Source organism: Rhizobium sp. AN80A (assembly GCF_030053015.1).
In the GTDB taxonomy this organism is placed as follows: Bacteria; Pseudomonadota; Alphaproteobacteria; order Rhizobiales; family Rhizobiaceae; genus Rhizobium; species Rhizobium metallidurans.
Genome location: NZ_JASJPX010000003.1, coordinates 74620 through 87909, shown reverse-complemented (window position 1 = coordinate 87909; position 13290 = coordinate 74620). Strand labels below are relative to the sequence as shown.

Annotated in this window: 9 protein-coding genes and 1 pseudogene; 4 read left to right on the top strand and 6 right to left on the bottom strand. The window is 63.0% G+C overall.

What is annotated here, in order from left to right; translation table 11 throughout:
• Positions 1 to 11: 11 nt before the first annotated feature.
• The 5 genes from P3R82_RS11975 to ung form a co-directional block, all read right to left on the bottom strand.
• Positions 12 to 1220, bottom strand: coding sequence for a glycosyltransferase family 4 protein (locus P3R82_RS11975; RefSeq protein WP_283193994.1), 1209 nt, complete (start codon positions 1218 to 1220; stop codon positions 12 to 14).
• Between the two features lie 220 nt (positions 1221 to 1440).
• Positions 1441 to 3294, bottom strand: a complete 1854-nt coding sequence (locus tag P3R82_RS11970) for a Wzz/FepE/Etk N-terminal domain-containing protein (protein ID WP_283193993.1) — start codon at positions 3292 to 3294, stop codon at positions 1441 to 1443.
• Positions 3295 to 3459: 165 nt separating this feature from the next.
• Positions 3460 to 4068 carry an alpha/beta hydrolase gene (locus tag P3R82_RS11965; protein WP_283193992.1) on the bottom strand — a complete coding sequence of 203 codons (609 nt, stop codon included), beginning with the start codon at positions 4066 to 4068 and terminating at the stop codon, positions 3460 to 3462.
• A 14-nt stretch (positions 4069 to 4082) separates the two neighbouring features.
• The gene (locus P3R82_RS11960) at positions 4083 to 5015 is read right to left on the bottom strand and encodes a VOC family protein (protein WP_283193991.1); all 933 of its coding nucleotides are present in this window, start codon (positions 5013 to 5015) and stop codon (positions 4083 to 4085) included.
• Positions 5016 to 5154: 139 nt separating this feature from the next.
• Positions 5155 to 5856 carry a uracil-DNA glycosylase gene (ung, locus tag P3R82_RS11955; RefSeq protein WP_283193990.1) on the bottom strand — a complete coding sequence of 234 codons (702 nt, stop codon included), beginning with the start codon at positions 5854 to 5856 and terminating at the stop codon, positions 5155 to 5157.
• Between the two features lie 161 nt (positions 5857 to 6017).
• Here ung and P3R82_RS11950 point away from each other — a divergent pair.
• The 4 genes and pseudogenes from P3R82_RS11950 to P3R82_RS11935 all read left to right on the top strand — a co-directional run bounded on the left by P3R82_RS11950 (position 6018) and on the right by P3R82_RS11935 (position 11355).
• Positions 6018 to 7441, top strand: a pseudogene (locus P3R82_RS11950) (phosphomannomutase).
• Positions 7442 to 7475: 34 nt separating this feature from the next.
• Complete coding sequence (locus P3R82_RS11945) at positions 7476 to 8903, top strand: mannose-1-phosphate guanylyltransferase/mannose-6-phosphate isomerase (RefSeq protein WP_283193989.1); 1428 nt, start codon at positions 7476 to 7478, stop codon at positions 8901 to 8903.
• A 96-nt stretch (positions 8904 to 8999) separates the two neighbouring features.
• On the top strand, positions 9000 to 10313 hold the full coding sequence (locus tag P3R82_RS11940; protein ID WP_283193988.1) for a UDP-glucose/GDP-mannose dehydrogenase family protein: 1314 nt from the start codon (positions 9000 to 9002) through the stop codon (positions 10311 to 10313).
• 19 nt (positions 10314 to 10332) lie between these two features.
• Complete coding sequence (locus tag P3R82_RS11935) at positions 10333 to 11355, top strand: NAD-dependent epimerase (RefSeq protein ID WP_283193987.1); 1023 nt, start codon at positions 10333 to 10335, stop codon at positions 11353 to 11355.
• A 3-nt stretch (positions 11356 to 11358) separates the two neighbouring features.
• Here the strand turns inward: P3R82_RS11935 and P3R82_RS11930 are convergent, their stop codons facing one another.
• Positions 11359 to 13125, bottom strand: a complete 1767-nt coding sequence (locus tag P3R82_RS11930) for a GGDEF domain-containing phosphodiesterase (RefSeq protein ID WP_283193986.1) — start codon at positions 13123 to 13125, stop codon at positions 11359 to 11361.
• Between the last annotated feature and the right edge of the window lie 165 nt (positions 13126 to 13290).

Here is a 13290-nt window from a genome sequence, read left to right as displayed (position 1 = left end):
GCCCCCCAGCGCTAGACCGCCTGTTTCTCCACTCGATGGAGACCGGCGAAAATCCTGTCGAAACGGTCGGTGATCGGCTCGATCGCGAAATGCGCCTCGGCGTATTCACGACCTCTGGCGCCAAGCCGGAAGCGCAGCCCGCCATCCCCTGCCAGCCTCCGAAAATTGTCGATGAACCCCGCCGCGTCATCGGGATCCGACGCAAGCCCCGCATCGGCGCGCTCGATGAGACGTCGCGCCAGGTTGTTGCGTGGTACGGAAGCCAGCACCGGCCGCCCGCACCCGAAATAGGTCAGCACCTTCGACGGTACGCAAAAGGCCCCTGCCTCGTCCTCGATCATTGCAACCAGAATATCCGCGTTGCCGAGAACATCGGTCAGGTCGGCGAACGGCACCCACGGCTTCACGCGCAGATTGGTGACACCTTCCGCCGCCGCCTTGCGCGCCAGGCTTTCGGCGACTGCTCCCTCGGAATGGACATGGATCGCGATCGGCAACGCTTTCGCCGCCTGCAGCAGCAGATTGGGATTGTGCTTGTAGCCGAGCGTGCCCGCATAGACCGCCCGGATCGGGTCATTGCCTCGTTCGCTTCTGGACGCCAGCCGCCCGGCCAGCTCCATCTCCTCCAGCGGCGCCCAGTTCTCGATGACGGAGATCCGATCGGGCGTGACGCCGTTGACCCGGAGACATGGAACGAAGTCGTCGGTGATCGCGACGACATGATCGCTTTCTCTCAGCAGACCGAATTCGAGCCGCTGATATCGGCGCGCGACCGCATTTCCGATCAGCGGAAACGTCGCGGGCAGGAAGCGGCCGATGGCTTCGCTGTAGATATCCTGCAGCCAAAACACGAACCGTGCTCCGCAGGCGCGCGCGGCCTTGTGAATGACAGCCTGCGTGTCGAGCGGCGCATTGGCCGAAAGCACGATCTCGGGCCGAAACCGCCTGATCTCACCGGCCACCAGCCGTCCGAACTCGATCTCCTGCGCCCGCCGCTTCAGAAAGCTCGATTTCTGGAACGGCTCGGACAGCGACAGGCCGGCGATGCGAAACCCGGGCGGATCGTCCGGCCGCGTCTGGAGGTCACCCTTCGGCGTCTGGAAGCTTTCGGAATAGACGTGTAGAACCTCGTATCCGCGCTGCGCCAGTGAGCGGGCAAGCTGGATCTGAAACGGATGACCGGAGTAATCGTGGACGAGAATGCGCCTTGCACGGACCATGCGTCGCTCTTCAACGAATGAGTGAAATCGCTATTTCAAATGCCTGCAATCAAGCGCCACCGGGAAAAGTCGGGGCGCAGCCGTGACGCGAATGAGGTTGCATTGATGAATGGATTAAACCTTCAGTAATGCAACCACCATGTCAAGCGGAACGCCGCGACAAACGCCTGGATTGCACCTAAAGGCGTATGTCGACCACGCAAACGACGGCCGGCGATCCCTATCCGGCATAGGCTGTGCGCCATGGAGGCCTTGCCCTGAAGCTGAACCAGCGGCGCTGATCCTGCCCGTTCAGCACCGCGATGACCGATGTACCGCCCCCCACATTTCCTTTCAGTGCCGCCACTGCCTTGCGCGCGACGTTCTGCGGCGTCCTCGCCCATCGAACCACGAAGAGCGCGACATCGCAGAGCCGGGCGAGATAAAGCGCATCCACCGCCGCCTCGACCGGCGGCGTGTCGATGACGACATAGTCGAAATGCAGCCGCGCCCGAGCGAGAAGCGCCCGCACCCGCGCGCTCATCAACAGCTCGTCGGTCGCGAATTCGGCTGGCCGCGCGCCCAGAATGACGGAGAGGTTCGTGGCGTGATCGACGGCGACCATGCTGGCGAGCCCCGGATCGGCCTCGCCGCACAGCAGGTTGACGAAGGCGGGTGTCGGCTCGCGATCGACGTGACGGTGAATGCTCGGCTTCCTCAGATCGCAGTCGATGAGCAGCGTGCGTTTGCCCGCAAGCGCATAGGTCCGCGCCAACGCGGTGGCGAGCGTCGACTTCCCCTCGCCCGGAAGGCTGGAGGACACCATGATGACGACGCCCTCCGCGCGGGCATCCTCCAGCACGGAGTGCCTGTCGAGAAGCGCCTGCTCGACCGAGACCCGGATACGCCGGATCGATTCCGAAAACACCGACAGTGGCGCCGTCATGATCCGGTCGGAGAGCCCGCGCCCATGCGGCCGCTCCAGTTCGCCGCCCTCTTCATGCGGCACGACCGACGCCAGCTGGATGTTCAAGACGGCGGCGACCTGATCCTCTCCCGTAAATCCGCCGACGAAGAACTCCCGCAGGAAGCCCGCCCCGATGCCGAACCCGAGCGCGACGAGGCTCATGACAGCAAGGATCGCCAAACTCTTCGGATATGAGGGCTCGATGGGCGGCAATGCCTCGGAAATCATCCGGCTGTCGGCCAGTTGCAGGCTGGCCTGCGCCTCGAAATCCTGCAATCGGGTGAGAAGGTTCTGATATTGCGCCCGCGCGATCTCGGCCGATTGTTGCAGGCTGTAGAACTGCGTCAACGTCTCGGAGGGCGTCGGCAGCGGCGACGTGCCTGCCGGCTGCGAGGCCCGCTGGTCGAACTGCGCATCGGCGACCCGCAGGCCCAAATTCGCGGTGCCGGAGGGATCGCGCAGGCCGACATTGGCGGCGAGGAAAGCGTTGAGCCGCCCCTCGTGGCTCGCGAGGCTGTCTTTCGCCGCGCTCACCCGCGCCTGAAGGCTATTGCGGGCCGCGATCGTCCCCGCCACCTTGGCGTCGATCTGCTGCCGGATGTAGACAGACGACACGCGATTGGCCAGAAGCGCGGCCTTCCCGGCATCCCTTGAGGTGACGCCGATGGTGATGAGATAGGTCAGCCCCTCGCGGCGAACGCGGACGGCCTCCTTGAAGGAGGCCAGCGTCTCGCGCTCGGCGGCGTCAGTGGCACCGGACGACGTGCCGCCGAAGCGGGCCAAGGTGCCTGCGAGATCGAAATAGCCGGATCGCGGCGCGAACTCCTGGTCATCGGTCAGCTTGCCCTCGCGTACGACATCGAGAAGCACCGCGTCCGACTGCGCGATCCGGACCTCGCCCTCCACCCGTGCATTGTCGGAAGCCGCGGCAACTGGCGCGGTATCGGGCGACAACAGGTTCTTGGCGCTGGTATCGACCACGACAAGCGCCTGCGCCGTATATCGCGGCGTCAAGGACATCAGGATGATGGCGGTCAATACGACAATGGAGGCGGTGGTGGCCAGCACCACCCGGATCTGGCGGCGGAGAAGACCCAGGACCATCCGAAGATCGGCATTATCGCTCATACGAATGCAATCCCCGGACGATGAGATTCTATACCCGCTCCAGTATTATCGACGGAGAATTACCACAGAAGATTGAAGGCATGACCATAGATCAAAGTGGTAGCGTGCCGAAGCCGATCGGGCAGACCCGCAAGGCCTGCACCACAATGTCTGCCCGATGACGTCTTATCGGTACGGCTCGAAAAGAGCCTTGATCGCATCGACCTCGTTCGGCCGGATCTCGTGTCCGCCGGGATGCCATACGGTCGTCACGGCGGCATTCTGGCGCTCGTAATAATCGGCCAGCGCCTTGGTGACCGGCACGGGGCTGATCGGATCGCGTTCGCCCGCGGTGATCAGCACCTTGCGACCCGCAAGCCCCGCATTGGCCTTCGGCTGGAACGGAATGAGCGGATGCATCAGCGCCGACGCATCGAAAAGCCCTTTCTCGATCAGCACGTTGGCGAGAATGTTGGCGCCGTTCGAAAAGCCCAGCCCGAGGATCGCCGACGCCTGATGCTCGCGTGCCAGCTGTCCGACAAAATCAGCCAGCTTGTCGGTCGCCCGAGCCAGATCGGCCATGTCGTAAACACCCTCGCCGGTGCGCTTGAAGAAGCGCGCGGCGCCGTATTCCGACACATCCCCGCGCGGCGAGACGATGGTTACCTCCGGCAGGAGCTGCCGCGCGAAGTCGAAGAACTGGTTCTCGTCTCCACCCGTCCCATGCAGGGTGAAAAGAATAGGCTTGCCCGCGGCACCGGCATGCAGCCGGTGCGCATATCCATGATCGGTCATATCGATATCCTGTCCTATGCTTCCAGCGGTTCGAGGTGCTGTTCGAGCAGCGAGCGCAGGTGCTCGTGCTGCGTCGGCAGCTTCAGCGCTTCGCCGAGATGCGCCGTATCCTCGTCCCGGTCGAAGCCCGGTTCGTTGGTGGCGATTTCAAACAGCACGCCACCCGGCGTGCGGAAATAGATCGCCCAAAAGTAATCGCGGTCGATCACCGGCGTCACCTGGTAGCCCGTGTCCATCAGGGCCTTGCGAACCTCCAGCTGCTTGGCGCGGTTTTCGACGGCGAAGGCGACGTGGTGAACGGAGCCGGCGCCCGGAAGCGCCCGCGAAATGTTCGGCATCGTCTCGAGATCGATCAGATGCGCGCCGTTGCCGCCGGGGATGGTCAGGCGCTTGACGCCATCGCGCTCCTCTTGGACCTGATAGCCCATGAACGTCAGCAGTTCCGATGTCGCACCGTCGTCGCGCAGCCGCATGGCGACCGAGTGGAAACCGCGGATCGCGTGATCCTCATCGACGCCGCCATGTGTCCAGGGCAGACGGGCATCGTCCTTGACCTCGACCAGCGCGAAGCCGTCGCCATCGGGACCGGCAAAGTTCAGCCGCTTCTCGCCGAATGTTTCCTCGGTCTTCAGACCTGTTACATTCAGCTTGGCGAGACGATCGCTCCAGAAGCCGATCGAACCCTTGGGAATGGAATAGACCGTCGTTCCGACTTCGCCGGTGCCGGGACGGCCCTGCGCCATCTTCGGGAACGGGAAGTAGGTCATGATCGTGCCCGGCGCGCCGTTCTCGTCGCCGTAATAAAGGTGATAGACGTCGGGAGCGTCGAAATTGACCGTTTTCTTGACGCGGCGCAGGCCAAGCGCGTTGGTGAAGAACTGGTTGTTCGTCCGGGCGTTGGCAGCCATCGACGTGACGTGATGAAGGCCCTTGATCTGGTCGAGCATTGGAAACCCCTTTCTGGCCCGGCTGGCGGGCTGTTCGATGGGCTATAGATGATCCTTATCCGGCCATTGGAATAGTCCCGCCGACCGGAACGGATCGTCTACTTTTAGTGAACGACCAACGACAATCGTTCATCGCCGACTATGCATCATCGGGATTTTCGGGAAGCTGCCAGTCGATCGGCGGGCGACCGTGTTTTTCGAGAAAGGCGTTGGCTTTCGAGAAGTGATGGCAGCCGAAAAAGCCGTTATGCGCCGAAAGCGGCGACGGATGCGGCGATTTGAGGACGAGGTGTTCGGATGTATCGACAAACGCGGCCTTGCGTTGCGCATAGGCGCCCCACAGCATGAAGACCACCGCATCGCATTCGTCGTTGACCTTGCGGATCACGGCATCGGTGAAGGTTTCCCACCCCTTGCCCTGATGCGACGCGGCCTGCGCCTCCTCGACCGTCAGCACGCTGTTCAAAAGCAGAACGCCCTGCCTCGCCCAATGCTCGAGAAACCCGTGGCGCGCCGGCGTAATGCCGAGATCGCTCCGCAACTCCTTGTAAATATTGACCAGCGACGGCGGAATTCTGACGCCCGGCTGCACGCTGAAGCAAAGCCCATGCGCCTGCCCCGCGCCGTGATAGGGGTCCTGGCCGAGGATCACGACCTTCACATCTTTAAGCGGTGTCAGGTCAAGAGCCCTGAAATATTCCGAACCTCTGGGAAAAATCCGTTTCCCCATCTGCTTTCGCTCGATAAGGAAGCTTTTCAGCCTTTGCATGTAGGGCTGCTCGAACTCGGTGGACAAGGCGCTCTTCCAGCCGTCTTCGAGTGCGATCGTCTGTTCATTCATGCAATTGCCTCCACCGGCTCGCCAAAAACGAGCTACAAACTTGCGTCGAAAAGGGATTTGGCGGACATTTTACCGGTCGCCGGCCATCAAAGTTTACGAACTTTGGGTAGTCTGCTTTCAAAACACGGTCGAATTCAAGCGTTGCCGAGGGCTTATTCAGAATGAAATTTGGAACAAGCGGGCTTCGAGGCCTTTCCGAGGATCTGAAGGGCCGGGCTTCGGCGCTCCATGCGACGGCGTTTGGCCGCTATCTCCTCGAAAGCAGCAGGGCGAAGGCGGGAGACCCGATCCTTGTCGGCCGCGACTTTCGCCAGTCCAGTCCCGAGATATCAGCCGACTGCATCAAGGCGCTCGGCCAGCTCGGCTTTGCGATGATCGATTGCGGCACGGTGCCGACGCCGGCCCTGGCGCTCTACGGCCTGCATCTTGGCGCCGCCTCGCTGATGATCACCGGTTCGCACATTCCGGCCGACCGCAACGGCATCAAGTTCTATCGCCCCGATGGCGAGATCGACAAGGTCGACGAAGCCGCGATCACCGCGGCCGCGGCCGATCTCGACCGCACCGGCTTCGAATGGCCGCTGAACGAGATTCAGCCTGAGGATCGGTCGGCCGAGTGCCTCGCCCTCTTCACGAAGCGCAATGCCGGCCTGCTGCCCACCCATGCGCTTGCCGGCCTGAAAATTGGCGTCTACCAGCACAGCACCGTCGCCCGCGATCTCATGGTCGACCTGCTCGAGCACTACGGCGCCGAGGTCAAGGCTTTCGCGCGCTCCGAAGACTTCATTCCCGTCGATACCGAAGCCGTCTCGGAAGACACCATCGCACTGCTGAAGCAGGCGGCGCGCGACCATGGCCTCGACGCCATCGTTTCGGCCGACGGCGATGGCGACCGCCCGCTGGTGACGGATGAAACCGGCACGCCGCTGCGTGGCGACCTGCTTGGCCTGATCGCCGCAAACTTCCTCGGCGCCAATGCGGTGGTGACACCCGTCACCTCCAACTCCGGCATCGAAGCATCAGGATCGTTCAGCGTCATCCGCACCCGCGTCGGGTCGCCCTTCGTGATCTCGGGAATGCAGGAGGCGCTTGCTTCAGGCAAGAAAGGCGTCGTTGGCTTCGAGGCCAATGGCGGCACGCTGGTGGCGAGCGATTTCGATCTCGATGGCACGGCGCTGCTGGCGCTGCCGACCCGCGATTGCTTCCTGCCTGTCCTGGCGACACTGGCACAGGCGGCCGCAAACAGGCGCCCCCGTCGATCGTCGCATCCGGCTACGCGCTCCCCTTCGCCGCCGCCGACCGGCTTGAGAACTTCCCGGTCGAGACCAGCGCGAAACTGATGGCGCACCTGCGTGCGAGCCCGGCCAATCTCGCCGCGTTTCTGCAGCCGATCGGTGACGTCGACAGCACCAGCGACATCGACGGTCTGCGCGTGACGCTGACAGACAGGCGCATCATCCACTTCCGCCCATCGGGCAACGCGCCGGAGATGCGCTGCTACGTGGAAGCGAAGACGGAAAGCGCGGCCACCGACCTTCTCGCAGCGGGCCTCAAGCGCATCCGCGCCTGGGCGAGCGCAAACTGATCAACGATTAAAGACCATTCGAGGACACATCCAGATGACGCAGAAGATCGTTCCGGTAATCATGGCAGGCGGCAAGGGCACGCGTCTGTGGCCGCTGTCGCGCGCCGCCGCCCCCAAGCAGTTCATCCGCTTCATCGGCGATACCACGCTGTTTCAGGAAACCCTGCTGCGCGTCTCCGACAAGGCGCTCTATGAACCGGCGATCGTCATCACCAACGAGGAGTTCCGCTTCCTCGTGGCCGAGCAGGCGCGCGAACTCGACATCGCGCTGTCGAGCATCCTCCTGGAGCCGATGGCCCGCAACACCGCCGCCGCAGTCGCCGCCGCCGGCGCGCTGGTGCGCGACCGCTTCGGCGATGGCGCGATCATGCATGTGCTCGCCTCCGATCACGAAATCGACGCCGACCAGGTCTACTTCGACGCGGTACGCACCGCGATCGCCGCCGCATCCGCGGGCAAGCTGGTCACCTTCGGCATCAAGCCGACGGAGCCTGCAACCGGCTATGGCTATATCGAAGGCGGCGAGGCGCTGCCGAGCGGCGCGCTTGCGGTCAAGCGCTTCATCGAGAAGCCGCCGCTCGCGAAGGCCGAGGAGATGCTGGCATCGGGCGGGTTCTACTGGAATTCCGGTATGTTCATGTTCCCGGTCGCCAAGCTGCTCAGCGAAATGACCACCTTTGCCCCCGCCGTCCTCAAGGCCGCCGGCGAAGCCGTCGCCCAAGGCGTCAAGGATCTCGACTTCATCCGCCTCGACAAGGCAGCCTTCGGTGCAAGCCCGGATATCTCGATCGACTACGCGGTGATGGAGAAAACGAAGAACGCAGCCGTCGTTCCCTCTCCTTTCCAGTGGTCCGATCTCGGCAGCTGGGACTCGATCTGGAAAAGCGGCAGCCGCGACGAGCAGGGCAATGTCGCCGCCGAAAACACCACCGTGGTCAACACCCGCAACTCGCTGGTCATGACCCACGGAGTTCATCTCGCGGTCAACGGCATGGACGACATCGCCGTCATCGCCAGTGAGGACGCCGTCTATGTCGGCCACCTCAAGGATAGCCAGGACGTCGGCGCCATCGTCAAGATGCTGGCCTCCAAGCCGGCGACATCGAAGCTCACCGAGACGCACCCGACCTCCTACCGGCCCTGGGGCGGCTACACCTCGATCTTCAACGGCGACCGCTTCCAGGTGAAGCGCATCTTCGTCACGCCAGGCAAGAAGCTGTCGCTGCAGAAGCACCACCACCGCTCCGAGCACTGGGTCGTCGTCAGGGGCACGGCCGAGGTCACGATCGGCGACACCGTGCAGATGCTGCGCGAAAACGAATCGGTCTACATACCCCTTGGCGAAGTGCATCGCCTGGCCAATCCGGGCAAGATCATGCTCGAACTGATCGAAGTCCAGACCGGCTCCTATCTCGGCGAGGACGACATCATCCGTATCGTCGACGAGTTCGGCCGCAACTGATCTCCCGGTTGTCTTGAACTTATAAAATTACCTCTGTAACACCGTCATGGCCTTGTCATCAGGCAAGGCTGTGATCGGTGTTTGAGGAAGAATTTTATGCGTATTGTGATGATCGGCTCGGGCTATGTCGGCCTCGTTTCGGGAGCCTGCCTCGCGGATTTCGGCCATCATATCACCTGTGTCGACAAGTCGGCCGCCAAGATCGACGCGCTGGAAGCCGGCGAAGTGCCGATCTTCGAACCCGGCCTCGACACCATCATCGCGCAGAACCGTAGCGCCGGGCGCCTGGATTTCTCCAAGGATCTCGCAGCCCCCGTGGCTGCGGCCGACGTCGTCTTCATCGCGGTCGGCACGCCCTCGCGTCGCGGTGACGGTCACGCCGACCTGAGTTACGTCTACGCCGCCGCGCGTGAAATTGCCGCATCCGTCGAAGGCTTCACCGTCGTCGTCACCAAGTCGACGGTGCCCGTCGGCACCGGCGACGAGCTCGAGCGCATCTTCCGCGAGGAGTTTCCCAACAAGGACATCGAGGTCGTGTCCAACCCGGAATTCCTGCGCGAGGGTGCCGCCATCACCGACTTCAAGCGCCCCGACCGCATCGTGCTCGGCACCGAGGAGCCGCGCGCCATCGAGGTCATGCGCGAGGTCTATCGCCCGCTCTATCTCAACGAAGCGCCGCTCTATTTCTGCGAGCGCCGCACCTCCGAGCTGATCAAATACGCGGCCAACGCGTTCCTCGCCATGAAGATCACCTTCATCAACGAGATCGCCGATCTCTGCGAGCAGATCGGCGCCGACGTGCAGAAGGTCGCCAAGGGCATCGGCATGGACAAGCGCATCGGCGACAAGTTCCTGCATGCCGGTCCCGGCTACGGCGGCTCGTGCTTCCCCAAGGACACGCTGGCGCTGGTCAAGACCGCGCAGGACCATGACAGCCCGATGCGGCTGATCGAAACCACCGTCGCCATCAACGACAACCGCAAGCGCGCCATGGGCCGCAAGGTCATCGCCGCCTGCGACGGCAATGTCCGCGGCAAGAAGATCGCGGTTCTCGGCCTCACCTTCAAGCCGAACACCGACGACATGCGCGACGCGCCCTCGATCACCATCATCCAGGCACTGCTCGACGGCGGCGCGACGGTTCACGTCTACGATCCCGAGGGGATGGATGCGGCCAAGGACATGCTCGGCCCGGTGGTCTACGGCAGCGATCCCTACGAGATCGCCGAAGGCGCCGACGCGCTGGTGCTGGTCACCGAATGGGAGGAATTCCGCGCGCTCGATTTCAAGCGGCTGAAGACGCTGGTCAAGACGCCGGTGCTGGTCGATCTGCGCAACATCTATCCGATCGCCGAAGTCACAAGGCATGGCTTCAGCTACTTCGCCGTAGGCAAGAAGAGCAAGGCATAATCGAAAGCAGGGCATGAGCATGCGGTATTTCATCACCGGAACGGCCGGTTTCATCGGCTTCCATCTCGCGCGCCGGCTCCTGCAGGACGGCCACGAGGTCACCGGCTTCGATGGCATGACGCATTATTACAACATCAAGCTCAAGCATATGCGCAACGCCGCCCTTGCCCAGTTTCCGTCCTTCACGCCGGTCACGGCGATGCTGGAGGATCGCGCCGCGCTCGAGCAGGCGGTCACGGCCGCCAGACCCGACGTGATGATCCACCTCGCCGCCCAGGCCGGCGTGCGCTACAGCAACGAGAACCCCGAGGCCTACCTCAACTCGAACCTGATCGGCTCCTGGAACATCCTGGAGATCGCCAGGAAGAGCGGCGTCGGCCACCTGATGCTGGCCTCGACCTCCTCGATCTACGGCGCCAATCCGACGGTACCCTTCCACGAGACCGACCGCGCCGACGAGCCGCTGACCTTCTATGCCGCGACCAAGAAGTCGATGGAGCTGATGGCGCACAGCTACGCTCATCTCCACAAGATCCCGACCACCGCCTTCCGCTTCTTCACCGTCTACGGTCCCTGGGGCCGGCCTGATATGGCGCTCTTCAAGTTCGTCAAGAACATGCTCGAGGGCCAGCCGATCGAGATTTACGGCGAAGGCAAGATGAGCCGCGACTTCACCTATATCGACGATCTCGTGGAGGCCGTGGTGCGTCTCTCGGCCGTCGTCCCCGGCGAAAGCAATCGCGTCGCGTCCGAGAAGGTCGATACGCTGTCGCAGCAGGCGCCGTTCCGTATCGTCAACATCGGCGGCGGCCAGCCGATAAGCCTGCTCGACTTCGTCGAAACGGTGGAGAAAGCCCTCGGCCAACCGGCCAGGCGCGTCATGCTGCCGATGCAGCAGGGCGACGTACCGCGCACCTACGCCAGCCCCGATCTGCTGCGGGCGCTCACGGGCTACACGCCGGAAACGTCGCTCGAACAGGGTGTGGCGGCTTTCGTGGAGTGGTATCTCGAAGCGCGCGGCGAACTCGACACCGCCGCCTGATCCTCAGCTCGTGACCAGAGCCGAAAACTTGGCGTCGATCTCGTCCGCCGGCACCGGCCTGCTCAGCGCAAACCCCTGCAGGGCATCGCAACCGAGCCTGGCCAGCGTCGCGGCGTGCCGCTCGCTCTCGACACCCTCCGCGATCACCTTGACATCAAGCGCCTTGGCGATCTCGATGATCGACTTCACCACCCGCCGCTGTTCGTCGGACGTATCGATCGCGTCCACCAGCTGGCGGTCGATCTTCAACCGCGTCGGGCGCAGTCTGACGAGGCCGATCAGCGAGGCATGACCCGAGCCGAAATCGTCGATCTCGATCTCGATGCCCATCAGCTTGATCCGGTCGACGCTCTGCATCATCTCGTCGTCGCAGTCGTCGAGAAAAATCGTCTCGATCAGTTCGAAGACGATGGCGTTCTCAGGGATATCGAGCCCCTCCAGATCGCTGATCAAAAGCGGATCATAAAGCCGCTGGCCCGAGATGTTCACCGAGATCCTCGGCACTTCGAAGCCATGCTGCTCCCATTCGCGGCGGTCCTTGAGGACATGCCGCAGGATCGATGCGTCGATCTCGGCCGTCAGCCCGTGCTCGTCCGCGACCTTCAGGAAATCAACGGGCGCCAGAATGCCCCGCTCCCGGTGCCGCCAGCGCGCCAGCGCTTCCAGCCCGACGACCTGTCGGGTACGGGCGTCGAATTGCAGTTGGTAATAAGGAACGATTTCGCCCGCCGTCAGCGCCAGCTTGAGCTCGTCGGCGATCCGCCGCTTGCCCATCAGCTCGTCCTTCAGCCGCTGCGTGAAGAACTCGATGCGATCGCGCCCGGCGTCCTTGGCGGCGTAGAGCGCCATGTCGGATTCGGCCAGAAGATTGGAATCACCGCGGTCGGCCGACCATGAAATGCCGATCGAGACGCCCGATTGCAGCATCTCGTGACCGAAGCGGATCTTCTTGCGCAGGCGCTTCTGCACGCGCCGCGCGATGTCACGCAATTCGTCCATGCTCTCGAAGTTGACGAGCACGACGACGAACTCGTCACCGCCGATGCGCGCCGCCATGCCCGTCGGAGGCAGCACCGCGGCGATCCGCAACGCGGCCGCGCGCAGCACGGCGTCGCCGGCGGCGTGGCCGTAGCTGTCGTTGATCTGCTTGAACTCGTCGAGGTCGAGATGCAGCACCGCCAGCGTCGAGACGGTTTCGTCCTCGGCGAGTTCGGCGATCCGCTGATCGAAGAAGCGCCGGTTCGGCAGGCCGGTCAGATAGTCGTGCGCGGCCGCATGCTCGATCCGCGCGGTGCTTTCCTCGAGCGCCAGCGCCCGCGCCTCAGCAACCTCGCGCTGCCGCGCCGCCTCGGCGTTGAGAAGCACGTCGGCCGTCACATCCCATTCCGCGCCGATGAAGGATGGCGAACCGTCTTCGCTCACATAGAAATGCGCGCGCGACCGGATATACCGGATCTCGCCATTCGGCCAGATGATCCGGAATTCCGAATTGTACTGGCCACGCCTGGCGATGGCGTCGCTGAATTCGCGGTTGGCACGCGCGCGGTCATCAGGGTGGATCGCATTGGACCAAATCGACGTCGGGACGCGTCCGCTACGCTGCCCGGTCTGGTAGAGGCGGTGCATCTGCACGTCCCAGGAAATCTCGTTTTCCCGCAGATCATGCTCCCAGACACCGATCTGCGATGCATCGAGTGCAAGCTCCAAACGCCGTAGAAGATCTTGAAACTCCCGCTCCGAGCGTATGGAGTTTTTAGATGCCAAAGCCATTCATGCCTCACGCCACGTCAAAGCGAAACCCATTCCGCTGCCCGCTGGCAACCACCTTCACTTTCTAGTGATTGCCAAGCAGGACATTAATTAGAACACCCTAAAAATCTATCAATGATTGCACGCCGACGAGCGAGCTCTATCTATTCGTCAGGGACCGTACCG

Bases quoted from the DNA above. Each gene is read 5' to 3' on its own strand.
- P3R82_RS11975 (WP_283193994.1), bottom strand. From the start codon at position 1,220: ATGGTCCGTGCAAGGCGCATTCTCGTCCACGATTACTCCGGTCATCCG.
- P3R82_RS11970 (WP_283193993.1), bottom strand. From the start codon at position 3,294: ATGAGCGATAATGCCGATCTTCGGATGGTCCTGGGTCTTCTCCGCCGC.
- P3R82_RS11965 (WP_283193992.1), bottom strand. From the start codon at position 4,068: ATGACCGATCATGGATATGCGCACCGGCTGCATGCCGGTGCCGCGGGC.
- P3R82_RS11960 (WP_283193991.1), bottom strand. From the start codon at position 5,015: ATGCTCGACCAGATCAAGGGCCTTCATCACGTCACGTCGATGGCTGCC.
- ung (WP_283193990.1), bottom strand. From the start codon at position 5,856: ATGAATGAACAGACGATCGCACTCGAAGACGGCTGGAAGAGCGCCTTG.
- P3R82_RS11945 (WP_283193989.1), top strand. From the start codon at position 7,476: ATGACGCAGAAGATCGTTCCGGTAATCATGGCAGGCGGCAAGGGCACG.
- P3R82_RS11940 (WP_283193988.1), top strand. From the start codon at position 9,000: ATGCGTATTGTGATGATCGGCTCGGGCTATGTCGGCCTCGTTTCGGGA.
- P3R82_RS11935 (WP_283193987.1), top strand. From the start codon at position 10,333: ATGCGGTATTTCATCACCGGAACGGCCGGTTTCATCGGCTTCCATCTC.
- P3R82_RS11930 (WP_283193986.1), bottom strand. From the start codon at position 13,125: ATGGCTTTGGCATCTAAAAACTCCATACGCTCGGAGCGGGAGTTTCAA.